Origin of the sequence: Rathayibacter sp. AY1A3, from assembly GCF_002930975.1 — a bacterium.
GTDB lineage: Bacteria > Actinomycetota > Actinomycetes > Actinomycetales > Microbacteriaceae > Rathayibacter.
The window spans coordinates 1-23,199 of record NZ_PSTO01000012.1 but is presented as its reverse complement, the minus strand read 5'-3'; the positions used below and the strand labels follow the sequence as shown (position 1 = coordinate 23,199).

Sequence of the window (23,199 nt, the reverse complement as noted above, 5' to 3'; positions counted from 1 at the left end):
GCCGCCTCAGGCGGCGGCGTCGGCGGGCGCCGGAGCGTACCGGGAGTGGACGACGAGCTCGCCCAGCAGCGTCGCGACGAGCGTGATGACGGCGGCTATCGCGAGGCCGAGCCAGAGCCCGACCAGCAGGGCGAGCGCGCCGACTCCGGCACCCGCGGCGATCAGGACGATCGCGGCCGCGCGGCGGAACCACGGCTGACCGGAGCCTCCCGCCAGGCGGGAGTCCGCGGCGAGGCCGGTGATCGTCGAGGTCACGACGACCGTCGTGACGTCCTTGACGGCGAGGTGGCGGGCGGTCGCGGCCTGGAGGCCCATCGCCCCGCCCAGCACGCCGGTGACGGTGAAGGCGAGCGGCTCGGGGTGCTCGGGCACGACCGCGAGCACGATCGCCAGGACGCCGAGCAGGATGCCGACCACCGCGAAGAGCCAGGTCGAGCGCGAGGTCCAGCCCTTCTTCACCGGGCGGAGCACCCGGCCGCCGATCACGGCGCCGATCATGAAGGCGCCCAGCGCGATCAGGGGCCCGACCACGGGCAGGTCGGCCGCGCCGGAGAGGGCCATGCCGAGGATGACGACGTTGCCGGTCATGTTGCCGGCGAAGACGCGGTCGAGCCCGAGGTACCCGACGGCGTCGATGATGCCGGTCGAGAAGGTGAGGGCGAGCATCAGGCCGAGGGTCGCGCCCTCGGAGCGGGTGCGCAGGCGTCGGAACACAGGAGTCCTGTCGTCGGGGGCGGGTCTGGAGAATCGTGGCACACGCGTGCACATGCTCGAAACACGGCGAGGTTAGGGTCGGACGGCGCGGACGGGCCGCGCGGGAGGTGGACGCGCATGCGGTGGACGGAGTGGGCGGTGCAGCCCGGTGAGGGAGTGCCGCCGGGGGTCGACTACCTGCCGGCCGAGCCGGGGTCGGTGCTGTGGGGGCGCCTGCCGTGCGCGGCGGACGCGCCCGTGCTCACCGTCGACTCGGGGGCCGAGGTCGTCATCGACACGCTCAGCCACGAGGGCGTGCTGGAGGACCAGGGCCGCGATCCGGTCGCCTTCTTCGGCCGCCACGGAGTCGCTCCGGAGGGAGTGCTGCGCGACGCGGTCGCGCTCGCCGCGGACGGGCCGTTCCGCGACGGCGAGACGGACGGGCCGCACGTGGTCACGGGGCCGATCGCGGTCCGGGGAGCGCTGCCGGGGGACCTGCTCCGGATGACCCTCCTCGAGGCCGAGCCGCGCGTGCCGTACGGAGTCGTCTCGAACCGGCACGGCCGCGGGGCGCTGCCGGGCGAGTACCCGCTGCAGGAGGGGCCGTTCAGCGTCTTCGCGCGCGTCGACGAGGACGCGCAGGGCGGTCTCCGCGGCGTGATCCCGCTGGTGCCGGGAGGAGAGCGGGCCGCCCGGTTCCCGCTCCGGCCGTTCCTCGGGATCATGGGCGTCGCCGTCGCAGGGGAGGAGCGCCCGCACTCCGTGCCGCCCGGTGCGCACGGGGGCAACATCGACATCGCACTGCTGACCGCCGGAACCAGCCTCTACCTTCCCGTGCAGGTCCCGGGCGCGCTCGCGTACGTCGGCGATCCCCACTTCGCGCAGGGCGACGGCGAGGTGGCGCTGACGGCGATGGAGGCGAGCCTGCGCGTCCGGGTGCGCCTGGAGGTCGTCCCGCGCGCCGAGGCGATCGCGGCGTTCGGGGAGCTGCTCGGGCCGATGGGGGAGACCGGTGAGTTCCTCGTGCCCACCGGGATGGACGAGGACCTGGACGTCGCCGTGCAGAAGTGCGTCCGCGCGGCCATCGCGCTGCTGGCGGCCCGCTACGGGATGGACCCGGCTCACGCCTACGCCTACCTCAGCGCGGCGACCGACTTCGACATCTCGCAGGTCGTCGACCTGGTGAAGGGCGTGCACGCCCGCGTTCGGACGGCCGACTTCGATGACTGACCCGCGGGTGACGACGCTCGAGGGCGACCTGCCGGACGGGCTGGTGGACGCGGTCCTGGCGTACGAGGCGGCGCTCGGGGCTGACGACGTCGCGGCGCTCGCCGACGCGTTCGTGGACGCGCCGACGACGCTCCGGGGCGACGCCTCCGGACTGCTCGTCGGACACGCGGTGATCACCGGCTTCCGGGGTCGTCGCGGCGGGGCACCGGTGCGGGAGCTGGTGGAGCTGCACGTGCGGGCGGTCGATGCGGGCACGGCGCTCGTGGTGAGCGTGAACGCTCCGGCCCGTGGCGGGCGCGGGCTCGTCACGCAGCTGTGGTCGCGTGAGGGCGGGACCTGGAGGGTGCGCGCCGCGCAGGTGCAGGCGCCCTCGCCCGCGCTGGACCCCCGCGTCTGGCGCGCCGTCGGCGCGCCGCTCGTGCCGGCCGCCGGCTCCGGGACCCTCGACGGACTGGACGTCGCGGTCAAGGACCTCTTCGCGATCGAGGGCCAGCGGATCGGCGCGGGAGTGCCGGCCCGCCTCGCTTCCGCGCCGATCGAGGCGGCGACCGCTCCGGCCGTCGCGCAGCTGCTCGCAGCGGGAGCGTCGGTGCGCGGGATCGCTCAGACCGACGAGTTCGCGTACAGCATCGCCGGCCGGAACTCCGGCTACGGGACGCCGCCCAATCCAGCCGTGCCCGGAGCGATCCCGGGCGGATCGTCGAGCGGACCGGCGACTGCCGTGTCGCTCGGGCAGGCCGCCGTCGGGCTGGCGACCGACACGGCGGGATCGATCCGGGTACCCGCCTCCTATCAGGGCCTGTGGGGGCTGAGGACGACCCACGGTGCGGTGCCCGTCGAGGGGCTGCTGCCGCTGGCGCCGAGCTTCGACACCGTCGGGTGGCTGACGCGGGACCTCGGCACGCTGAGGCGGGTGGCCGAGGTCTGCCTGCCGTCCGGCTCGCCGGTCCGGAGTCTCGCGGTGGCGCCGGCACTGCTGGGCGGAGTGGACGCGGCCGTCCGGGCGGCGTTCCGATCGGCGGTCGGGAGGATGAGCGCCGACGAGGTCGAGCTGCCGCCCGTGGCGGAGATGCTCGAGGCGTTCCGGCTCGTGCAGGCGGCGGAGGCGTGGCGGTCGAGCGGCTCGTGGGTCGCGGCGCATCCGGGAGTGCTGGCGGCGGACGTCCAGGCGCGCTTCGACGCGGCCTCGCTCGTCGACGAGCAGACGGAGGCGGCCGCGCGGGCGCGAGTCGCGGGGTTCCGGGAGGCGCTCGACCGTGCGCTCGAGGGGCGGGTGCTCCTCCTGCCGTCGACGTCGTCGGTGGCGCCGGCCCTCGATGCGTCGGCCGAGGCGATCGACGCGGCGCGGACGGCGACGCTCGGCCTGACCTGCGTCGCCGGGATCGGCGGGTATCCGGCGCTGTCGGTGCCGCGGTTGAGTGTCGGCGGCGCTCCGGTGGGGCTCTGCCTGGTGGGACCGCGGGGGTCGGATCTCGCGCTACTGGAGCTGGCCGGCACGCTCTGAGAGGGGCCACGCCCGGAGCTCGTTCTCTCCCTCGTCGTGAATCGAGCGGAAGCCGTGACCCGCTCTCCCGCTCGCCGCCTCTCCCTCTCCCTCTCCCTCTCCCTCTCCCTCTCCCTCTCCCTCTCTCTTTCTCTTTCTCTCCCTCCGTCCCTCCGTCCCTCGTCGTGGATCCGAGGCGGAAGCTGCGCCGTCGCGCCCGAGTCGCTGCGGTGATCGCTGTCCTCGGGTGCGATCTCAGCGGTGAGCACGGGCGCCGAGCCCGGAGGGTGGAACGGGCCCGGGTGCAGCAAGTGCGGGCTCGGTGGACCGGTTCGTCGGCGGGCGCGTCGGACGACCGGCTTCCACGGCTCGGCCCTCGGCTGAGACAGGCCGCCGGCTCGGACCCGCGCGGCGCGAGCACGCCTGCTGGAGCACGCCTGCTGGAGCACGCCTGCTGGAGCACGCCCGCTGGAGCACGCCCGCAGGAGCGCGGCTCCTTCCGCCGTCAGAACGGGGGCGGCGCATCGCTGAAGCTCGGCCTGCGCTGCGGCGGGGCTGGCGGCGCGGGCGGATCGGGTGGACGGGTGACCACGCGGCGGCCCGTGGGGTGGTCCAGTCGGCCGATCCGTCGGGGTGGAGCGTGTAGGTCCAGCGGTCGCCGTGGCGGACGTGGTGGTGGGCGACGCAGAGCGACGCCAGGTTGTCGAGGGCGGTGGCGTCTCCGTGACGCCACTCGAGCGTGTGGTCGGCCTCGGCGGTCGCCGCGGGCCGGGTGCAGCCGGAGAAGCGGCAGGTCCGGTCGCGCAGCTGGAGGGCGAGGCGCATCCGCGGGGGAGGGAGGCGGTGCGTGCGTCCGACGGAGACCACGGCGCCCGTGCTCGGATGGGTGAGCACCGGGGTGACGGCCGAGTCTGCTCCGAGGAGCTCGCGCGCGACGCCGGCCGGGATGAGGCCGTAGCCGTCCAGTTCCGCGGGCGTCTCGTCCCGCCCGGGCGCGGTGCTCGCGGCGAGGGTCAGACGCACCTCGGCCCTGATGCCGCGGACGGCCGTAAGCGGCCGCTCGTCTCCCGGCGCTGTCCCGGACACGTCGCCGTCGCAGAGCATGTCGACCAGGGCGTCGGCCCGCAGCTGCGCGAGCGTGCGCTCCTCCGCTGCACCGCTCCCGTCGCCGTTCCCGTCGCGGAGGGTGCGGGCGATCCGGTCGAGCCGCGCGAGCGCACCGAAAGCGGCCGGAGCGGGGAGGGTCGCGCAGAGCGTGGCCGTGCCGTCCTGCTCGGGCGAGACCCGGACCGACCGGTCCTCCCGAGCGCGGGCGTGCCGGTCGGCCAGAGGACTCTCGTGGAGTTCGTCCCGCAGCTGGGCGAGGCGTCGCCGCAGCTGGGTCGGCGTCATCGAAGCGGCCAGTCCCGCGGCGCGCTCGTCGAACTCCGGGAGGGAGGCCGGCGGCAGGGTGGCCGCGACTCCGCAGATGATCTGCCCCGCCTCCCAGCGCAACCGCGCCTCGGCCAGCGCGGCGCGCGTGCAGGGCAGGTGGTCGACCAGTAGGCGGGCGTGCTCGAGCTCGCGCGCGGCCACACCCTCGGACACGGCGAGTGCGACGGCGAGCTCGGCCCGGACCGAGCGCTCCACGAGGTCGCGACTCGGCGGGAGACCCGCCGCGCGCGAACGCCTCCGGGCGACGCAGAGCAGCCGTGTACGCCTCGTGCAGCGCCTCGGCGGAGGCGAGGTGGAGCGGAGCCGCCGAGCGGGCGAGCAGCGCCGCGCGGTCGCCGAGGGCGCGGACCTCCTCGAGTCCCTGCCGCATCCCATCCGCCATACCCGTATTGAACCAGCGACCACCGACACGCAGGCCGCAGGTGCGTCTGATCGGGAGAACCCGCTCGCCGGACGGCCCTGTGGAGGAGGCTCGCCGCACCAGCGGACGTCGAGCCGGCTCCGATCAACCGGATCAGGACGATCCGCACAGGACCGACGTCGCCGTCAGCAGGACCACGAGGACGCCGATGACGACGAGGAGAGCTCCGCCCGCGGCCGTCAGGAACGGCGACTGCCCCGAAGGCCGGGCCCGTTGCCCGTGCTTCCGCAGCTGATCCCGGGCCCGCGCAGAGATCCGCTCGCTCTGAGTGATGAACACCACACCGAAGATGATCGCGATCGACGCCTAGGTGAGGGCGACGATCCGGTCCTCGATCACCGTCCGGAGGTCCTTCCCTCCACCACGGCCCTCCTGCCGACCAGCGTCTCGCGACCCTCCCCGACACCCCCGCCACACCGCGAAACACCGGCGAAACGTCCGTCGCATAGGCTCTCCGGGTGAAACGACTGTTTCTCTCCCGCTCGTGAAGAGGTGGCCCATGACCGCGCCCGCACCGTTCCTCCCCGTCGATCCGCCGCCGCGCCTGCTGATGGGGCCGGGCCCGATCAACGCGGATCCGCGCGTCCTGCGTGCGATGTCGGCGCAGCTGGTCGGGCAGTACGACCCGTTCATGACGGCGACGATGACGGAGACGCAGGAGCTGTACCGGCAGGTGTTCCGCACCCGCAACGAGAAGACGATGCTCGTCGACGGCACGAGCCGTGCGGGCATCGAGGCGGCGCTGGTCTCGATGCTGGAGCCGGGCGACCGCGTGCTCGTGCCGGTCTTCGGGCGGTTCGGGCACCTCCTCCGAGAGATCGCGGAGCGGTGCGGCGCGGAGGTGCACGTGATCGAGGCCGAGTGGGGGCAGGTCTTCCCCGTCTCGGCGATCGCCGAGGCCCTGGCCCGGGTGAAGCCGAAGATGCTGGCCGTGGTCCACGGCGACACGTCGACCACCATGGCGCAGCCGCTGGAGGAGCTCGGCGCCCTCTGCGAGAAGCACGGCGCCCTCTTCTACACCGACGTCACCGCCTCCCTCGCGGGCAACGCCTTCGCGACCGACGAGCTCGGGCTCGACGCGGTCACCGCGGGGCTCCAGAAGTGCCTGGGCGGCCCGTCCGGATCGGCTCCCGTCACCTTCTCGGAGAAGGCCGTCGCGGTGATCGAGTCGCGCAAAAGCATCGAGGCGGGGATCCGCGACGAGGGCGACACTGTCAGCGCCCGCCGCGTCCGCTCCAACTACTTCGACCTCGGCATGATCTTCGACTACTGGGGGCCGCGCCGACTCAACCACCACACCGAGGCGACCACGATGCTCTACGGCGCGCGCGAGTGCGCCCGCATCGTCGTCGAGGAGGGCCTGGACGAGACGGTCGCCCGCCACGCGCTGCACGGGTCGGCGATGCTCGCCGGAGTCCGCGGCCTCGATCTCGAGGTGTTCGGCGACGTCGGGCACAAGATGACGAACGTCGTCGCGGTGCGCATCCCGCAGGGCGTGAACGGTGACGCGGTGCGCGGGGAGATGCTCGCCGACTTCGGCATCGAGATCGGGACGTCCTTCGGGCCGCTGCACGGGAAGGTCTGGCGCATCGGCACGATGGGCTACAACGCCCGGACGGACGCGGTGCTGACCACCCTGGCGGCGCTGGAGGCGGTGCTGCGCCGTGCGGGCGCCTCCGTGCCGGTGGGCGGCGGAGTCGCGGGCGCGTACGAGGTCTACGGGGCGGCACGCGCATGACCGGCACGACCACGGACCCGGCCACCACGACCGCGCCCCCCGCCGCCACCGCCGCCCCCGCCCTCGACGCCGCCGCGATCATGGCCCGCTGCGACGAGCTCGCCGCGGTCTCCTCCAGCCGCGACGGCATCGAGCGGGTCTACCTCTCGCCCGAGCACGCCCGGGTGAACGCGATGGCCGCGCGTTGGATGACCGAGGCGGGCATGCGCACCTGGCAGGACGCGGCCGGCAACCAGTGCGGCCGCTACGAGGGCGCGACTCCGGGACTCCCGGCGCTCCTGCTCGGCTCGCACCTCGACACGGTGCCCGACGCGGGCCGCTACGACGGGATCCTCGGCGTGATGCTCGCGATCGCCGTGGTGTCGCGCCTGCACGGGGCGGGCCGGCGCCTGCCGTTCGCCGTCGAGGTCGTCGCGTTCGGCGACGAGGAGGGCACCCGCTTCGGCACAGCGCTCCTCGGCTCCCGCGCCCTCGCCGGCACCTGGGACGAGCACTGGTGGGAGCTCGAGGACGCCGACGGGACGACGCTCGTCGAGGCGTTCCACGAGTTCGGGCTGGACCCCTCGCGCATCCGCACCGCCGCGCGCGACGCGCAGGACGTCCTCGCCTACCTCGAGGCGCACATCGAGCAGGGCCCCTACCTGGAGGAGGCGGACCGCGCCCTCGCCGTGGTCTCCTCGATAGCGGGCGCCCGCCGCTTCGCACTCACCCTCACCGGCAAGGCCGGGCACGCGGGCGGAGTTCCGCTCGACCGCCGCCGCGACGCGCTCACCGGGGCGGCCGAGGCCGTGCTCGCGGTGGAGCGCATCGCGCGGGAGCAGGGCGTGATCGCCACGGTCGGCCGGCTCGAGACCTTCCCGGGCGCGGTCAACGTCATCCCCGGCCGGGTCGAGTTCAGCCTCGACCTCCGCGCCGAGACCGACGCCCAGCGCGACGCGGCGTGGGACGCCATCGAGCACGCGATGTCGGAGTCGGCGTCGCGCCGCCGTCTCGCGCTGACGGTGGAGGAGACCCATTCGGCCCCCGCGGTCGTCGCCTCCTCTCGGCTGCAGGACGTCGTGCGCGCGGGCATCCGCGCGACCGGGGACGCGGAGCCGATGGTGCTGTTCTCCAAGGCCGGCCACGACGCGATGGCGGTCGCCGACCTCGCCGAGTACGCGATGCTCTTCCTCCGCTGCGAGGGCGGCGTCAGCCACCACCCGGACGAGAACGTGACCGAGGCCGACGTCGCGACCGCGCTCGACGCGTTCGAGGCGGCCGTGCTGGCGCTCGCCGACGGGACGCCGACCGCGTGACCCCCGCCCCGGCCCCCTCGACGAGCATCGGCCACCGCATCGATGCCGGCTACGCCGCGCTGTCGCGGCAGGAGCAGCGGGCGGCCGACTTCATCCTCGACCACCTCGGCGACCTGGCCGTCTACACGGCGACCGAGCTCGCCCAGCACAGCGGAGTGTCCAAGGCCACGGTCTCGCGGCTGTTCCGCCGCCTGGGGTTCTCGAACTCGCAGGAGGTGCGCGAGCACGCCCGGGCGCTGCGGTCCTCCGGTGTGCCGGTCGGTCCCGCGCAGGGACAGGGGGATCCGCTCGCCGCGCACCTCGAGAGCGAGCGGGCGAACCTGGCCCGGCTGGCCGCCGCGTTCGGCGACGGGCGGCTGGAGGAGGCGGTGCGGCTGATCGCGGGAGCGCGCGAGGTCGTCGTGATCGGACTGCGCAACAGCTACCCGGTGGCGCTGCACCTGCGCCAGCAGCTCGCCCAGGCGCGCGGACGCGTCCGGATCGCCCCGCAGCCCGGCCAGTCGCTCGGTGAGGAGCTCGAGGGGCTCGGAGCCGAGGACGTCGTGGTGCTGGTCGGCTTCCGCCGCCGCCCCGCCTCCTTCGCCGCCCTGATCGGGACGCTCGCCGCTCGCGAGGTGCCCGTGGTGCTCCTCGCGGATCCGCCCGCCCGGCGCTACGCGGAGCACGCGGCGGTCTGGCTGGAGTGCCCGGTCGACAGCGGCACGGCGCTGGACAGCTACGCGGCGGCGATGAGCGCGGTCGCGCTCGTGGCGTCCGGAGTGCTCGGCGCGTCCCCGAGGGAGTCGCGCGAGCGGATCGCCGGGATCAGCACGGCCTACGCGGAGCTCGCCGAGCTGGAGGACCGGCCGTGAGCGAGGCGGCGGAGCTGATCCGCGCGCACGCCAAGGACCCCGTCGGGCAGGCCGACCCGACTCCGGCCCTCGGCCGGGCCGAGCTGATCACCCCCACCTGCGGCGACCGGATCGAGCTGCGCGTCGACGGCGGCGCGGAGCAGGTGCGCCTCGCCTGGAGCGGGCGGGGGTGCGAGGTCTCGCGGGGATCCGCGTCGCTGCTCGTGGACGGTCTCGACGGGCTGCCGGCGTCGGACATGCGGGAGCGGATCGACGCGTTCCTCGCGGCGATGGCGCACCGGGAGGGTGCACTCGCCGGCGAGGAGCAGGCGCTGCTCGCGGTGGCGGGCAACCCCGTCCGCTCCGTCTGCGCGACGCTGGCCTGGCGGGCGCTGGCCGCCGCCCTCGACGACGCAGGCCTGGCGTGAACCGCTCAGTCCGGCCCGTCGCGGTCGGCTCCCGACCACAGATCGCCGCACTCCACCCCGCGCGCGCCCCTCGCGCGGAGCAGGTCGCGCGCGCCGGAATCGCCGTGCACGCCCTCGAGGAGCTCCGGCCAGTGGTCCCGTCCCAGCAGCACCGGATGACCGGGCCGACCGCGGAAGACCGCGCGGGCGAGCACGTCCGGCGCGACCGGCGCCTCCGCGAGCAGCCGGGCCCCCACGCTCGGCGGCTCCTCGGGCAGGTCGACCAGGGCGACCAGCGCGGCGACGCCCTCGGCCGCGGCGAGACCCGCGCGGAGCGACGCCGAGAGGCCGCTCTCCCACTCCGCCGCGACGACCACGTCCGCGGACGGCGGCACCAGGAGGCGCGCCCGTCCGGCCTCCGCGCCCAGGACCACGAGCACCCGCTCGCAGCCCACCGCGCGGAGCCTCTCGACGGCTCGCTCCACCCAGGGAACTCCCGCCGCGTCGCACCGCAGCGCCTTCGGGCCGCCCGCCCGGCGCCCCGCACCCGCCGCGAGCACCAGCCCGACGAGGTCCCGACTCCCGACCAGATCCATCCGACCATCGTGCCGCAGGCCGAGCCCCTGCTCCGCCGGACGAAGGAGACCGCATGACCGACACCCGATCCGAGACCGCCCGCGACGTGCTGCTCGCGTGCCTCGCCGTCCCCCGCTGGGCCGACGAGGTCGCCTCCGGCGCGCCCTACCCGTCGGCCGACGCGCTCGCCGACGCGGCCGAGCGGGCCGCGCGCACGCTCACCGAGGAGGAGGTGGAGGCGGCGCTGGCCGACCACCCCCGGATCGGCGAGCGGCACGCGGGCGCGGGGCGCTCCTCCGCGTTCTCGGCCGCGGAGCAGGCGGCGAGCCGCACGGGCGACGAGGAGCTGACCCGGCGGCTGCTGGCCGGCAACCGCGCCTACGAGGAGCGGTTCGGGCGCGTGTTCCTCCTCCGCGCGGCCGGCCGCGACCGGGCCGAGGTCGTCGCGGAGCTGGAGCGGAGGCTCGGGCTCGACGACGAGACGGAGGCCCGCATCGTCGCGGAGCAGCTGCGGGAGATCACGGTGCTGCGCGTCCGCGGCCTCGACGACGGGCGCCTCGTCCGGGCGGAGGCCGCACGATGAGCGGGCACGCCAGCCGCGTCACCACCCACGTGCTCGACGCCGTCCGCGGCCGCCCCGCGCGAGGGGTCCCGGTGGCTCTCGACGCCCGTGTCGGCTCCGGCTGGGAGCGCCTCGCCGAGGCCCGCACCGACGACGACGGCCGCGTGGCGGCCTTCGGGCCGGAGCGCCTGGCCGCCGGGGTCCACCGGGTCGTCTTCGACACCGGCGCCTGGTTCGCCGCCTCGGGCACCGAGTCGTTCTACCCCGAGGTCGTCGTCGCCTTCCGCCTCGACGACGAGGAGGCGCACTTCCACATCCCGCTCCTGCTCAGCCCCTTCGCCTACTCGACCTACCGGGGCAGCTGATGCAGCTGCAGGACGTCCTCGACGCGCCGCAGCTGCGGCTGCGCGTGCTGGTCGCCGGCGACGGAGCGCTCGCCCGGCCGGTCGACGGCATCTTCACGACCGATCTCCTCGACCCGCGCCGCTACATCTCGCGCGACCAGCTGGTGCTGACCGGTCTGGTCTGGCGTCGGGACGCCCAGGACAGCGCGGCCTTCGTCGCCGCGGTCGCGGACTCGGGTGCCAGCGCTCTGCTCGCCGGCGAGGGGCTGCTGGGCTTCGTGCCGGACGACCTCGTCGTCGCCTGCCGCGAGCACGACGTCCCGCTGATCGCCGTGCCGGCCGATGTGTCGTTCGGCGCGATCACGGCGCACCTGTCGAACGCTCTCGCCGGCGACCGCGTGGCCCGGCTGACGGCCGCCCTCGCCCGCCAGCGGGAGCTGCTGACGGAGGTCTACCGGGGGCAGCAGCTCGACGAGCTCGTCACGCGCACCTCGCGCGAGCTCGGACTCCCCGTGTCGGTGCTGACCGCCACCGGCCGGACCGCGGCCTCCGCCTCGCCCCTGGGGCTGGGGGAGATCGAGCGGGTCGTGCACGCGGCGCTCACGGCCCGGCGCAGCCCGGTCGTGGTCGCGGACGCCCGCGGCGGCGCCCTGTCGGTCCTCACCGTCGCCGGAGCGGGCGAGCACCGCGCCACCTCCTGGCTGGTCGTCGTCGGGGGCGACTGGAACGACTGGCCCGCCGCAGTGCTGGACGCCGTGACCGAGCTCGCCGGAGTCGTGGGGGTCTACCGGCTGCAGCGGGAGGCGGCGCTCTCGGCCGACTCCGCTCTCGCCGACCGCCTGCTCGAGCTCGTGGAGGAGGACAGCGAGCAGCCCGAGGCCGCGGTGTACCTGCGGCAGCTCGGACTCGGCGGCGCCGGGCGGTGCGCCGTGGTCGCCGCCGAGTTCGAGGGCGACGCGCCCCCGGACCTGGCGCGCCGTGTCCTGGTCGACGCCGCCGCGCACCTGGGCCGCGCCGTGGTCGGACGCGACGCCCAGGGCTGCGCGGTGGCGGTGCTGCCCACCGAGGCGACCGATGCGATCCCCACCGGCGCGGATCCGCTCGCCGTCGTCACCTCGGCGCTGCGACGAGCGGGAGCCGCGTGGCCGGGCGCCGTGCTGCGCGTCGGGACGAGCGCCGCGACTCCGCTGCCCGCGCTCGGCGGCGCCCTCCGCTCGGCACGCTACGGGATGCTGCTGCCGGGCTCTCCGGGCGACGACGCTCCGGTGCGGGTCAGCGACTCCGGGGAGGTCACCTCCGCCGTGCAGCTGCTGAGCGCGGTCCCCGACCACCTGCGCTCGGTGTTCGTCGAGCTGGTGCTCGGGCGGCTCGTCGAGCACGACGCGCGCTACGGCTCGCAGCTGGTCGCCACGCTCGCGGCGTTCCTCGACTGCGGCGGCTCGTGGGTGCGCACGGCGGAGCAGACGCACCTGCACCTGAACACGGTGCGGTACCGCATCGCGAGGGTGGAGGAGCTGACGCAGCGCGACCTGTCGGACACCGCGGACCGCGCCGACCTGTTCCTGGCGCTGCGCCTGCGCTGACGGCCGAGTGCGCGCGGTCCGCACCGCGCCGCCCGGGCCGGCCCCGTCACTCCGGAGCCACGATCCGCCTGCCCCGGACGTGCACCGCGGCGATCGCCGGCTCGCGCAGGGTCATCAGCAGGGCGAAGAGCAGCTGGGCCGTCGCCTCCTCCTCGTCGTCCGCGCGGATCCCGTGGGCGAGGACGTCGGCGAGCGGCTCCCACCGGTCGGGCTCGATGCGGAGGAAGTCCGCGTCCTTCCCGGGGTCGAGGCTGCCGAACCGCTCCTCCTGGTCGAGCGCCCGCGCGCCGGCGAGCGTCGCCGTGAACAGGAGCTCGGCCGGATGCAGGGCGACGGCCGCGTCGCCGGGCTCCGAGAGGTGCACCTTGAAGGCGTCGTTCGCCACTCGCGCCAGCAGCCACTCGTCGCCCGCGCCCACGTCCGAACCGAGGGCGACGGTGACCCCCGAGGCGACGGTCCGGCGCCAGGGCATGGTGCCGGAGCCGAGGAACTGCTGCGAGGTCGGGCAGTGGGCGATCGAGGTGCCGGTCTCCTCCATCCGGTGCAGCTCCGCGTCCTGGCAGTGCACGGCGTGAGCGAGGATCGTGCGCGGCCCGAGGAGGGAGGAGCCGCCGCGCGCGGAGCCGGGCAGGAAGAGCCCGTCGTAGGTGTCGAGGTAGCTGCGGGTGCCGTACGCGCCGAGCACGGCGGCGATCTCGCCGTCGCCGGGCCGGTCGTTCTCGTTGAGGTGGCTGTGCACGTAGACGCCGCGTCCGCGGACGTCGTCGTAGAGGTCGCCGAGCGCTCCGAGGGTCCGGGGAGTGACGGACAGCGAGAACCGCGGGACGAGCGCGACCTGCAGGAGCGGGTCCCTCCCGTGCCAGCGGTCGATCTCCTCCGACGCGAGCGTCAGCGCCTCCTCCTCCGAGGTGATCAGGGGCGCCGCCGAGGCCGGGCCCGTGGTCTGGATCCCTCGCCCCGACACGATCCGCAGCCCCGCCTCGCGGGTGCGCTCGAAGAGGGCGTCCTGCGCGGCCGGGAACGCGGAGCCGAAGACCATCGCGGCGGTCGTGCCCGCGGCCACCCGCCGCCGGGTGAAGGCTCGCGCGACGACGTCGGCGAACTCCGGGTCGGCGAGCCGCGCCTCCGAGGGGAACACCGTCCGGTCGAGCCACTCGAGCAGCTGGCCGCCGCCGAAGCCGTCGGTCGAGAACGTCTGGGGGAAGTGCACGTGCGCGTCGACGAAGCCGGGCAGCAGGATCGACGCGGCGTCGCCGGAGACCGGCAGGAGCGCGAAGCGGTCCGGCAGCTCGCGGTACGGACCGACCCAGGCGATCGTGCCGTCCTCGTCCACGGCGAGAGCGCCGTCCGGGATCGACACCAGCGACTCCCGCGCGGTCGCGAGCGTCGCACCCCCGGCGACGTGCAGCACGTGCCCCCGGTGGACGCCCCCGGCGCCGGTCACACCAGGCCCGTGTAGGCGGTCCAGGCGGATCCCGCGGGCGGCGCGTCGTCGCGGGTGACGCTCGCCTGGATCAGCCCGTAAGGGCGGTCGGCGGCGTGGAAGACCTCGTTGTCGTTCTCGACGCCGAAGGGCGAGAGGTCGTAGACGAAGTGGTGCTTGTTCGGCGCGGAGATCCGGATCTCGACGATCTGCGGGTACTCCTCCAGGACCGCCTTCCCCATCTCGAAGAGCGTCTGCTGGAGGGCGAGGGAGTGCACGGTCGCGAAGCGGCTCGTCATGAGCGCCTTGACGCCCGCGTAGACCGCCTCCCAGTCCATCGCCGCGATCTCGTCCTCGCTCAGGGCGAAGCGCCACTTCGCGACCAGCGAGGTCGCCATCACCCGGTCGTTCGTCGGCTGGAGGACCGTGTACGGGTCGGTGAGGAAGCCGTGGAACTCGCTCCCCGTGGACTTCAGGATCGTGAGGTCCTTGAAGCCGCCGGTGATCCACATCCGCCGCTCCTCGCCCGAGCCCTCGACCGTGACCGACGCGATCCGCGTCTCCTGGCCCTTCCGGACCCAGGTGTGGTCGTGCTCGCGCCCGTCCACCAGCACGCGCTCCCAGGCGAACTCCTCGATCTCGATGCGGGCGCCGTGGACGGGCTCGTAGCCGTCGACGAAGTGGCGGGCCAGCTCGAGGCCGTAGGGCTCGATCGAGCGCAGGCCCTTCTCCTTGGCGAAGGCGTACGCCGTCTGCTTCTGCGTGTCCGTGGGCAGGACGGCCGACTGGTCGCCCTCTCGGTGCGCGGCCTCGAAGTCGCCGCGGAGGGCCGTGGAGACGTTGACGTCGTGGATCTCATGCCGCGGGGTCTCGCGGTAGATCCGCACGACGCGGTTCTCGGCCTTCCCGTACTGGTGGTCCCCGAGGATGATCGACATGTCCGCTCCTGTCCGTTCCGTGCGGCCGGGCCCGGTCACGCGGTGGTGACCGTCCTGCTCGCGGCTCCTGCGAGCCCGTCTGCCAGCCTCGCGCCTGCCGGGGGCTCCGCGCACCGGCGGAGCATCCCGAGGAGCCGCCGCCGGGACTCCGAGTCTTGTGCGATCCGCCCGCTCCGCGGCTCCGACCCGCCTCCGTTCACACGCTCGAAACCTGCCGATGACACGGCGGCGCTCGGCGTGAGCGGTCGAGCTCCCCGAGGTGTCGTCATGGAGGCGGGGGATCGGCGGGTCGAGGTCAGGGGCGGGTGAGGAGGCGCCCGGCGGGCGGGACCGTCGCGGCGGTGACGCGGCGGCCGCCCACCCAGGTGGCGGCGACGGCGCCGCGGAGGACGCGGCCCTCGTAGGCCGAGACGGGGTTCCGGTGCGAGAGGGCGTCGACGTCCACGCGCCACTGCGCCTCCGGGTCGAACGCGACCAGGTCGGCGTCGGACCCCGCGTGCAGCAGGCCCTTCTGGCCGAGCCCGGCGAACGCGGCGGTCGCCGTGGACATCCAGGCGACGACCTGCTCGAGCGGGATGCCCCGCTCGCGGGCCCCGGTCCAGACCGCGCGGAAGCTCAGCTCGAGTCCCGAGATCCCGCCCCAGGCGACGCCGAAGTCGCCGCCGGCGGGGAGCTTCAGCTCGGCGGTGGCGGGGGAGTGGTCCGAGGCGATGATGTCGATCGTCCCGTCGAGCAGCCCCTTCCAGAGCAGCTCGCGGTTGCGCTCGTCGCGGATCGGCGGGCAGCACTTGAACTGCGTGCCGCCGTCGGGGATCGAGCCGGCGTCGAAGGTGAGGTAGTGCGGGCAGGTCTCGGCGGTGATCGGCAGCCCCTCGGCCTTGGCCTCGCGCAGGAGCGGCAGCGCGTCGGCGGAGGAGAGGTGCAGGATGTGCGCGCGGCAGCCGGTCTCGCGGACGGCCTCGATCACGTGCAGGATCGCGCTGCGCTCGGAGGCGGGCGGGCGGGAGTCGACGAACGCGCCGTAGGAGGCGCCGGGCTCCAGCGCGCTCGCCTCCAGCTCGGCCGGGTCCTCGGCGTGCACGATCAGCAGTCCGTCGAAGGCGGCGATCTCGCGCATCGCCTCGACGAGCTGCTCCCGGCTCAGGTGCGGGAACTCGTCCACTCCGCTCGGCGAGAGGAAGCACTTGAAGCCGAAGACGCCCGCGTCGTGGAGCTCGCGCAGCGTGCCGAGGTTCGACGGGATCGCCCCGCCCCAGAATCCGACGTCCACCTGCGCCTGCGGCCCGGCGGCCGCGCGCTTGGCCTCGAGCCCCGACACCGTGGTGGTCGGCGGGATCGAGTTCAGCGGCATGTCGATGATCGTGGTGACGCCCCCGGCGGCGGCCGCGCGGGTGGCGGAGGCGAAGCCCTCCCACTCCGTGCGGCCCGGCTCGTTGACGTGCACGTGGGTGTCGACGATCCCCGGGATCAGGACCTGGCCCTCGGGGAGGACGATCTCCTCCGTGGTCCGCCAGGGGGCGTCCCGCTCGCCGACCGCGACGATCAGGCCCTCGGCGATCGCGATGCTGGCCGGACGCCGGCCGTTCTCGGTCAGCACGTCGGAGGCGCGGATCACGAGGTCGAGGAAGGGAGCGTCGTCAGGCATGGATCGACCCTATACTCGGCATGTTTCCTGCGTGTGAGCGCCCGTCGGCGGCTCCGCCCGGCCTCCCCGCAGCCCCGGCGCCGTCGCCTCCCGTCCGAGAAGAGGAGGCCGTCGTGCTCGACATCGCCGACCCCCTGCTCGAGCGCGTCGAGGCGGGCGGGAGCGTCGCGGTCATCACGGTCACGCACGTCTTCGGCTCGGCTCCCCGCGCTCTCGGCTCCTCGATGGCGGTGGACGCGGAGGGGCGCGCGATCGGCTCGATCTCCGGCGGCTGCGTCGAGGCGCAGGCGTACGCGCTGGCCCAGGAGGTGCTCGGCAACTCGGGCAGCGCGTCCGAGCACTTCGGCTTCGACGACGAGGCGGCCTTCGCCGCGGGCCTGTCCTGCGGGGGGCAGCTGCGCGTGTTCGGCCAGGTCGTCGACTCCGGCTCCACCGCGGTCCTCGCCGAGCTGCGCGCCGCCCGCGCCGGCAGCTCGGCCGCGCTGGCGATCGTCGTCGGCGGCCCGGAGGAGCTGATCGGCCTCGTCCTCACCGGAGCGACGCGCCTCCAGGACGTCGTCGGCCCGCACCTGGACGAGGACACCGCCCGCCGCATCCTCGCCGAGCGCGAGGCGCGCCTGGCCTCCGGCCGCTCGGCCACGGTCGAGACCGCCTGCCGGAGCGCCGAGCTCGAGATCGCCTACATCGTGCACGCCGAGCGGCCGCGCCTGCTGATCTACGGCGCCGTCGACTTCTCCGCCGCGCTCTGCTCCGCCGGATCCCTGCTCGGCTACCGCGTGACCGTCTGCGACGCGCGTCCGGTGTTCGCGACCGCCGAGCGCTTCCCCGGCGCCGACGAGGTCGTGGTCGAGTGGCCGTCCGACCACCTCGCCCGCGCCGAGGTCGACTCGCGCACCGTGATCGCGGTGCTCACGCACGACGAGAAGTTCGACATCCCGCTGCTCGAGACCGCGCTCGCGCTCCCGGTCGTCTACGTCGGCGCGATGGGATCGCGGCGCACCCACGAGCGGCGGCTGCGGCTGCTGCGCGAGGCGGGAGTGACGGAGGAGGCGCTCGCCCGCCTGCACTCGCCGATCGGCCTGGACATCGGCGCGTCGACGCCGGAGGAGACGGCCGTGTCGATCCTCGCGGAGGTCCTCGCTGCGCGCACGGGGACGTCCGGGGAGCCGCTCGCGGGGCGCTCGGGCCCGATCCACGCGGCGCGCTGAGCCGCACGTCCTCCCCTGACGGCGCGCCGTCGTGATCGCGCCGGCCTGCTCGCACTCCGGCGGGAAACGGCCGCGAAACACCGCGCTGCCATGCTCGGGGCATGCAGCGCCACGTCCTCACCGGAGCCCACGTCGCCACCGTCGACGCGCACGGGACCGAGCACCCCGTCGGCCACGTCGTCGTCGACGACTCCCGCATCGTCGCCGTCGGAGCCGGCGACCCTCCGGCGTGGGCCCTCGACGGACGGTCCCCGACGGGCCTGCCGGCGCAGGAGGCGATCGCGCTCACGCGGGTCGACGGCCGCGGCCACCTGCTCACTCCCGGGCTCGTCAACACGCACCACCACCTCTACCAGTGGCTCACCCGCGGCTGGGCGCAGGACTCGATCCTCTTCGACTGGCTCGTCGCGCTCTACCCCGCCTGGTCCCGCATCGACGCCGACCTGACCCGCTCCGCCGCCCTCGGCGCGATGGGCGTCCTCGCCCGGTCCGGCTGCAGCACCGTCGCCGACCACCATTACGTCTTCCCGCGGGGCTCCGGCGACATCGTCGGCGGCATCGTCGACGCGGCCGGCACCCTCGGCCTCCGGCTGCACGCGACCCGCGGGTCGATGGACCTCGGCGAGTCCCGGGGCGGCCTCCCGCCGGACTTCGCCGTCGAGACCACGGCGGCCGCGCTCCAGGCCAGTGGAGAGGCGGTCCAGCGGTACCACGACGCCTCCGCCGACGCGATGGTGCGGGTCGCGATCGCCCCGTGCTCGCCCTTCTCGGTGACCACCGACCTGCTGCGCGAGTCGGCCGTCCTCGCCCGTCAGCTCGGGGTCCGGCTGCACACCCACGGCTCCGAGACCGTGGAGGAGGACGCCTACACGCGGGAGGCGTTCGGCCTCTCGCCCACCGACCACCTGGAGTCGCTCGGCTGGCTCGGCGATGACGTCTGGATGGCGCACTGCGTCCACCTCGACGCCGACGCGATCGCGAAGTTCGCGGCCACGGGCACCGGAGTCGCGCACTGCCCGTCCTCGAACGGCCGGCTCGCGGCGGGCATCGCGCCGATCCCGCAGCTGCTGGCTGCGGGAGCCCCGGTCGGCCTCGGCGTGGACGGCGCGGCGTCGAACGAGTCCGGTCAGCTCGGCTCCGAGATCCGCGCCGCGGTGCTGATGAACCGCCTGCGCGCCGGCGCCGACCGGATGAGCGCCCGGCAGGCGCTCTCGGTGGCCACCATCGGCGGGGCCCGGGTGCTCGGCCGGCAGGACGAGATCGGCTCGATCGAGGTCGGCAAGCTCGCCGACCTCGCGGTCTGGCGGATCGACGGGATCGAGCACGCGGGCATCGCGGACCCGGTCGCGGCGCTCGCACTCGGAGCGCAGCCCCCGCTGAGCCTGCTCCTGGTGCAGGGTCGCCCGACGGTGCGGGAGGGACGGCTGGTGAACGCGGACGAGGACGCGATCGCCCGCGAGGTCGCCCGCGCGAGCACGGAGCTGGCGTCGCGCGTCTGAGCTGCGGCAGCCGATCGGCGCTCAGCCCGTCGTCGTTCAACCGGGCGGCGCCTCCGCCTCGACGGACGCGACCGGGGCGGCGTCCGGGTGCAGGAGCCGCCAGATCCGGTCGCGGGAGAGCGGCAGCTCGGTCGGCCGCACGCCGATCGCGTCGCGGACGGCGTTGGCGAGTGCGGGGGCGACCGGGTTGTAGGGCGCCTCGCTCATCGACTTCGCGCCGAACGGCCCGAGCTCGTCGGCGGTGTCCGCGAAGAGCACCTCGGTCTCGGGCACGTCCGCCATCTGCGGGATGTGGTAGTTCCGGAGGATCGCCGTGGTCACGGTGCCCTCGCCGTCGAGGATCACCTCCTCGTACAGTGCCGAGCCGATCGCCTGCGCCACTCCGCCCTCGACCTGCCCGCGGCACTGCGCCGGGTTGATCACGAAGCCGGCGTCGGCCGCCTGGACCGACTGCAGGATCCGCACCTCGCCCGTCGGCTCGTGCACCGCGACGCGGAAGCCCTGGACGTTGAACGCGAGCGAGCGCTGAGCGCCGTCCTCGCTCCCGGTCGCGGTGACCGGTCCGCCGGCCGCACGGACCAGATCGGCGAACGCGACCCGGGTGCCGTCCGGAGCGAGCAGGCCCTCGTCGTCGGGCTCGAAGGTCTCGTCGTGCCCGGTCAGCCGCTTGGCGAGCGCCTGCAGCTCGGCGAGGAGGCGCGTCGCGGCCGAGTGGACGGCCTTGCCCGCGACCACCGTGCCGGCGCTGCCGAACGCTCCGGTGTCGTAGCGGGCCGCGTCCGTGTCGGACTGGCGGATCCGCACCCGGTCGGCCGAGGCGCGGAAGGCGCTCGCGACCAGCTGCGTGTGCACGGTGGTCGTCCCGTTGCCGAACTCGGCCGTGCCGACGCCGATGGTCAGCACTCCCTCGGCGTCGACGGTGACGGTCGCCTCCGAGAAGTGGCCCCGCGGTGGGATGGTGGCGATCATCGCCAGTGCCGTGCCCTGCCCTGTCCGCCACCCCGGTCCGTCGGGGGCGGGGGAGCCGCCGCCGCCGGCCAGTGCCGCCTCGGTGAGGTCGAGGCACTGGTCGAGCCCGTAGGAGGCGAAGCCGATGTCGTCGCCCTCGACGTGCGTGACCACCAGCGGCTCGCCCGGGCGCACCGCGTTGATCCGCCGCAGCTCGAACGGGTCGATCCCGAGCTCGCGGGCGAGATCGTCCATCGCCGACTCGATGCCGAAGATCACCTGCCCGAGGCCGTAGCCGCGGAACGCCCCCGAGGGGAGGTTGTTCGTGTAGACGGCCTGCGCGTCGACGCGCTTGCTGGGCGCGCTGTAGACGGCGACCGACTCCGAGGTGCCGTGGAACATCACGCCGGGTCCGTGGTTGCCGTAGGCGCCGGTGTCCGAGAGCACGTCCACGGCGAGGGCGGTCAGCCGTCCGTCGCGCCGGGCGCCGAGCGTGACGCCGACCCGCATCGGGTGTCGGCAGGGGGCCATCGTGAACTCGTCGCTCCGGGTGAACTCGAACTGCACGGGCCGGCCGGTGGCGAGCACGGCGAGGGCGACGACGTCCTCCGTCAGGATCTCCTGCTTGCCGCCGAAGCCGCCGCCCACCCGTGCCGTGAAGACGCGGACGGTCGACGGATCGCGGTCGAACAGGCGCGCGATCTCGTCGCGCACGAGGAAGGGCACCTGCGTCGAGGTCCGCAGCACCAGCTCTCCGCCCTCGAGCCAGCCGATGGTGCCGTGGGTCTCGAGAGCCGTGTGCGCGACCCGGGAGGTCGAGTACCGGCCCTCGACGACCACGTCGGCCTCCGCGAGTCCGGCGGCCACGTCCCCGTGCTCTCCGTGGAGCTCCGCGACGACGTTCGCCTCCGGCCGGGCGATGCGCGAGGCGATCGGATCCTTGTCGGCGTGCAGGAGCGGCGCGCCGGGGGAGCGCGCCTCCTCCGGGTCGAAGACCGCGGGCAGCACCTCGTAGTCGACTTCGACGGCGCGGCAGGCCGCCTCCGCCTCGGCCACCGACTCCGCGACCACCACGGCCACGCGCTGCCCGCGGAACCGGACGACGGTGTCGAGCATGCGGGTGTCGTCCGGGTCGTCGAGCCGGGACTCGTGGCGGGCGGTGGAGTAGAGGACGTCCGGGACGTCCTCGGCGGTGAGGACCGCGACGACGCCCCGCATCGCGCGGGCGGCGGCCGTATCGATCGAGCGGATGCGCGCGTGGGCGTGCGGGCTCTGGACGACCTTCAGGTGCAGCAGGCCGGGGACGGCGACGTCGAGGGTGAACGGCTCGCGGCCCTGGACGATCCGCCGGCCGGCGGGCGCGCCGAGCGAGCGGCCGACCCGGGACTCCTCGGCCGACGGGCGACCGGTGCGGCGGACGGGGGTGAGACCCGACGGCGGGGCCGCGTGCCGTCCGCGGACCGAGGCCTCCGTGCGATCCGCTCCGGACGGCTCGGCCGCGTGCGCGCCGTGCCCGGACGCGCAGGCGCCCGTCACGGCCTCGCGGATGGGGCGGTAGCCCGTGCACCGGCAGAGGTTGCCCTTCATCAGCCGCGGCACGTCCTCGGCGCGGACTCCGTCGAGCGCCGTGGCCGTGACCACCATGCCGGCCGTGCAGAAGCCGCACTGGAACGCGCCGGCCTCGACGAACGCCTCCTGCACCGCGCTCGGCTCCTCGGGCGTGCCGAGGCCGGCCGCTGTCGTCACCTCGCGCCCCTCGACGCGGTGGGCGGGGTAGAGGCAGGAGTGGAACGGCGTCCCGTCGACGAGGACGGAGCAGGCGCCGCAGTCACCGGCGTCGCACCCCTTCTTCACCTCGAAGTGCTCGTGGTCGCGGAGGAGGGTGCGCAGCACCTGGCCGGGGCGGGGGGAGGCGTCGACCGGCTCCCCGTTGACGGTGAACCTCATCGGGCGCCTCCGGTCAGCTCGGTGCGGATCTCCTCGGCGAGCACGCGGACGACGGCGTGGCGCCAGTCGGCGGCTCCGTGCGGGTCGGTGAACCAGGTCGCGACGCCGTCGACGGCCGCGGCGAGCTCGGCCGAGGAGGGAACGGCGGCGAAGCGGAGCCGCTCCGGCCGGACGGTCGCCGCGGTGATCGTGAGCACGAACGCGCCGTCGGTGTCGAGGCGGCCGATGACGACGGCGCCGGAGCGTCCGAGAGGGGAGAGCGCCGTCTTGCGGAACGCGGTGCGCGCCCGGAGGGAGGAGAGCGGGAACTCGATCGAGCGGATGACGTCGTCCTGGGCCAGGGAAGTGGTCATGTTGCCGGTCACGAGCTCGGCGACCGGCACGGCGACGTCCGAGCCGTCGGCCCGCCAGACGAGGGCGGTGGCGTCGAGCGCGGCGGCGAGGCTGATCATCGGTCCTGCGGGCAGGGCGTTGGCGATGTTGCCGCCGACAGTGGCGACGTTCCAGATCTTGAAGGAGCCCAGCAGTGCCGTGCAGCACTGGAAGAAGAGCGGATGGGCGGTGTCGCCCGCGTCGGGCATCGCGGCGAGCTCGCTGAGCGTGCAGGTCGCCGCGATCGAGAGCCCGGCGTCCGTGCGCACGATCGGCTCCCACGCGAATCCCTGCAGGTCGAGGAGCTCGTCGAGGTGGTCGTGGGGGAGGGAGAACACCCAGGAGCCGCCTCCGATGACCGCTGAGCGCGGCCCGCGGCCCGCCAGCTCGGAGCGCTCGCGCACCACCCGGACGCGCTGGATCGTGTTCAGGTCCATGCCGCGCCTCCGTCCCGCGCCCGTCGGGCGTCTCCCCCCAGTGAACCCCACCCGTGTGACGCCCGTGTTTCCCCACCCCGTCCTGCCGCGGCTCCGTGCGGGTCGGTGAACCAGGTCGCGACGCCGTCGACGGCCGCGGCGAGCTCGGCCGAGGAGGGAACGGCGGCGAAGCGGAGCCGCTCCGGC

19 protein-coding genes are annotated in these 23,199 nt (G+C 74.8%); 11 read left to right on the top strand and 8 right to left on the bottom strand.

The annotated features are described in order from the left end of the window. Positions 1–6 precede the first annotated feature (6 nt). Complete coding sequence (locus C5C10_RS07660; RefSeq protein WP_308470741.1) at positions 7–714, bottom strand: YoaK family protein; 708 nt, start codon at positions 712–714, stop codon at positions 7–9. A 117-nt stretch (positions 715–831) separates the two neighbouring features. Between C5C10_RS07660 and C5C10_RS07655 the strand changes: the two genes are divergently transcribed. Together C5C10_RS07655 and C5C10_RS07650 are read left to right on the top strand one after the other, a co-directional pair. Next, positions 832–1,923, top strand: coding sequence for an acetamidase/formamidase family protein (locus C5C10_RS07655; RefSeq protein WP_104247529.1), 1,092 nt, complete (start codon positions 832–834; stop codon positions 1,921–1,923). After that, on the top strand, positions 1,916–3,427 hold the full coding sequence (locus C5C10_RS07650; RefSeq protein WP_104328949.1) for an AtzH-like domain-containing protein: 1,512 nt from the start codon (positions 1,916–1,918) through the stop codon (positions 3,425–3,427). Before C5C10_RS07655 ends, C5C10_RS07650 begins: the two co-directional genes overlap by 8 nt. A gap of 234 nt (positions 3,428–3,661) precedes the next feature. Here C5C10_RS07650 and C5C10_RS07645 read toward each other — a convergent pair whose 3' ends face one another. Further along, on the bottom strand, positions 3,662–5,035 hold the full coding sequence (locus tag C5C10_RS07645; RefSeq protein WP_181073414.1) for an HNH endonuclease signature motif containing protein: 1,374 nt from the start codon (positions 5,033–5,035) through the stop codon (positions 3,662–3,664). A 725-nt stretch (positions 5,036–5,760) separates the two neighbouring features. On the opposite strand from C5C10_RS07645, the gene C5C10_RS07635 reads away from it, so the two are divergent. Genes C5C10_RS07635 through C5C10_RS07620 form a run of 4 tightly spaced genes read left to right on the top strand, consistent with a single transcriptional unit; the run spans position 5,761 to position 9,552 of the window. After that, entirely contained in the window at positions 5,761–6,999 is a 1,239-nt protein-coding gene (locus tag C5C10_RS07635) for an alanine--glyoxylate aminotransferase family protein (protein WP_258060477.1), read from the top strand. Continuing rightward, complete coding sequence (locus C5C10_RS07630; RefSeq protein WP_104326771.1) at positions 6,996–8,294, top strand: allantoate amidohydrolase; 1,299 nt, start codon at positions 6,996–6,998, stop codon at positions 8,292–8,294. Before C5C10_RS07635 ends, C5C10_RS07630 begins: the two co-directional genes overlap by 4 nt. Further along, positions 8,291–9,145, top strand: a complete 855-nt coding sequence (locus C5C10_RS07625) for a MurR/RpiR family transcriptional regulator (protein WP_219812189.1) — start codon at positions 8,291–8,293, stop codon at positions 9,143–9,145. Before C5C10_RS07630 ends, C5C10_RS07625 begins: the two co-directional genes overlap by 4 nt. Then, positions 9,142–9,552 (top strand): iron-sulfur cluster assembly scaffold protein, encoded by a 411-nt coding sequence (locus C5C10_RS07620; protein WP_104260556.1) that lies wholly within the window; start codon positions 9,142–9,144, stop codon positions 9,550–9,552. The genes C5C10_RS07625 and C5C10_RS07620 overlap by 4 nt, the downstream gene beginning before the upstream one ends. 5 nt (positions 9,553–9,557) lie before the next feature. Here C5C10_RS07620 and C5C10_RS07615 read toward each other — a convergent pair whose 3' ends face one another. After that, positions 9,558–10,127, bottom strand: coding sequence for an NTP transferase domain-containing protein (locus C5C10_RS07615; RefSeq protein WP_104234583.1), 570 nt, complete (start codon positions 10,125–10,127; stop codon positions 9,558–9,560). A 53-nt stretch (positions 10,128–10,180) separates the two neighbouring features. Here C5C10_RS07615 and uraD point away from each other — a divergent pair, with 53 nt between their 5' ends. The 3 genes from uraD to C5C10_RS07600 are packed head-to-tail and all read left to right on the top strand — an operon-like array spanning position 10,181 to position 12,596. After that, positions 10,181–10,690, top strand: a complete 510-nt coding sequence (gene uraD / locus C5C10_RS07610; RefSeq protein ID WP_104234584.1) for a 2-oxo-4-hydroxy-4-carboxy-5-ureidoimidazoline decarboxylase — start codon at positions 10,181–10,183, stop codon at positions 10,688–10,690. Then, complete coding sequence (gene uraH, locus C5C10_RS07605; protein WP_104223494.1) at positions 10,687–11,034, top strand: hydroxyisourate hydrolase; 348 nt, start codon at positions 10,687–10,689, stop codon at positions 11,032–11,034. Before uraD ends, uraH begins: the two co-directional genes overlap by 4 nt. Continuing rightward, positions 11,034–12,596 carry a PucR family transcriptional regulator gene (locus tag C5C10_RS07600; RefSeq protein ID WP_104226647.1) on the top strand — a complete coding sequence of 521 codons (1,563 nt, stop codon included), beginning with the start codon at positions 11,034–11,036 and terminating at the stop codon, positions 12,594–12,596. The genes uraH and C5C10_RS07600 overlap by 1 nt, the downstream gene beginning before the upstream one ends. A 46-nt stretch (positions 12,597–12,642) precedes the next feature. Here C5C10_RS07600 and C5C10_RS07595 read toward each other — a convergent pair whose 3' ends face one another. The 3 genes from C5C10_RS07595 to allB all read right to left on the bottom strand — a co-directional run bounded on the left by C5C10_RS07595 (position 12,643) and on the right by allB (position 16,602). Next, positions 12,643–14,040 carry an amidohydrolase family protein gene (locus C5C10_RS07595; protein WP_104328947.1) on the bottom strand — a complete coding sequence of 466 codons (1,398 nt, stop codon included), beginning with the start codon at positions 14,038–14,040 and terminating at the stop codon, positions 12,643–12,645. Beyond that, the gene (gene pucL, locus C5C10_RS07590) at positions 14,037–14,957 is read right to left on the bottom strand and encodes a factor-independent urate hydroxylase (RefSeq protein WP_104328946.1); all 921 of its coding nucleotides are present in this window, start codon (positions 14,955–14,957) and stop codon (positions 14,037–14,039) included. Before pucL ends, C5C10_RS07595 begins: the two co-directional genes overlap by 4 nt. A gap of 295 nt (positions 14,958–15,252) precedes the next feature. Next, the gene (allB, locus tag C5C10_RS07585; RefSeq protein ID WP_104328945.1) at positions 15,253–16,602 is read right to left on the bottom strand and encodes an allantoinase AllB; all 1,350 of its coding nucleotides are present in this window, start codon (positions 16,600–16,602) and stop codon (positions 15,253–15,255) included. A 113-nt stretch (positions 16,603–16,715) separates the two neighbouring features. On the opposite strand from allB, the gene C5C10_RS07580 reads away from it, so the two are divergent. Beyond that, positions 16,716–17,810 carry an XdhC family protein gene (locus C5C10_RS07580; RefSeq protein WP_104328944.1) on the top strand — a complete coding sequence of 365 codons (1,095 nt, stop codon included), beginning with the start codon at positions 16,716–16,718 and terminating at the stop codon, positions 17,808–17,810. 101 nt (positions 17,811–17,911) lie between these two features. Further along, positions 17,912–19,309 carry an 8-oxoguanine deaminase gene (locus tag C5C10_RS07575; RefSeq protein ID WP_104328943.1) on the top strand — a complete coding sequence of 466 codons (1,398 nt, stop codon included), beginning with the start codon at positions 17,912–17,914 and terminating at the stop codon, positions 19,307–19,309. A 36-nt stretch (positions 19,310–19,345) separates the two neighbouring features. Here the strand turns inward: C5C10_RS07575 and C5C10_RS07570 are convergent, their stop codons facing one another. Both C5C10_RS07570 and C5C10_RS07565 read right to left on the bottom strand, forming a co-directional pair. Continuing rightward, positions 19,346–22,204 (bottom strand): molybdopterin cofactor-binding domain-containing protein, encoded by a 2,859-nt coding sequence (locus C5C10_RS07570; protein WP_104328942.1) that lies wholly within the window; start codon positions 22,202–22,204, stop codon positions 19,346–19,348. After that, positions 22,201–23,013 (bottom strand): FAD binding domain-containing protein, encoded by an 813-nt coding sequence (locus tag C5C10_RS07565; protein WP_104328941.1) that lies wholly within the window; start codon positions 23,011–23,013, stop codon positions 22,201–22,203. The genes C5C10_RS07570 and C5C10_RS07565 overlap by 4 nt, the downstream gene beginning before the upstream one ends. Positions 23,014–23,199 lie beyond the last annotated feature (186 nt).

Coding starts and splice junctions, on each gene's coding strand:
- C5C10_RS07650 (WP_104328949.1), top strand. CDS start 1,916: ATGACTGACCCGCGGGTGACGACGCTCGAGGGCGACCTGCCGGACGGG.
- C5C10_RS07570 (WP_104328942.1), bottom strand. CDS start 22,204: ATGAGGTTCACCGTCAACGGGGAGCCGGTCGACGCCTCCCCCCGCCCC.
- C5C10_RS07600 (WP_104226647.1), top strand. CDS start 11,034: ATGCAGCTGCAGGACGTCCTCGACGCGCCGCAGCTGCGGCTGCGCGTG.
- allB (WP_104328945.1), bottom strand. CDS start 16,602: ATGCCTGACGACGCTCCCTTCCTCGACCTCGTGATCCGCGCCTCCGAC.
- uraD (WP_104234584.1), top strand. CDS start 10,181: ATGACCGACACCCGATCCGAGACCGCCCGCGACGTGCTGCTCGCGTGC.
- C5C10_RS07565 (WP_104328941.1), bottom strand. CDS start 23,013: ATGGACCTGAACACGATCCAGCGCGTCCGGGTGGTGCGCGAGCGCTCC.
- C5C10_RS07615 (WP_104234583.1), bottom strand. CDS start 10,127: ATGGATCTGGTCGGGAGTCGGGACCTCGTCGGGCTGGTGCTCGCGGCG.
- C5C10_RS07655 (WP_104247529.1), top strand. CDS start 832: ATGCGGTGGACGGAGTGGGCGGTGCAGCCCGGTGAGGGAGTGCCGCCG.
- C5C10_RS07635 (WP_258060477.1), top strand. CDS start 5,761: ATGACCGCGCCCGCACCGTTCCTCCCCGTCGATCCGCCGCCGCGCCTG.
- C5C10_RS07630 (WP_104326771.1), top strand. CDS start 6,996: ATGACCGGCACGACCACGGACCCGGCCACCACGACCGCGCCCCCCGCC.
- C5C10_RS07575 (WP_104328943.1), top strand. CDS start 17,912: ATGCAGCGCCACGTCCTCACCGGAGCCCACGTCGCCACCGTCGACGCG.
- pucL (WP_104328946.1), bottom strand. CDS start 14,957: ATGTCGATCATCCTCGGGGACCACCAGTACGGGAAGGCCGAGAACCGC.
- uraH (WP_104223494.1), top strand. CDS start 10,687: ATGAGCGGGCACGCCAGCCGCGTCACCACCCACGTGCTCGACGCCGTC.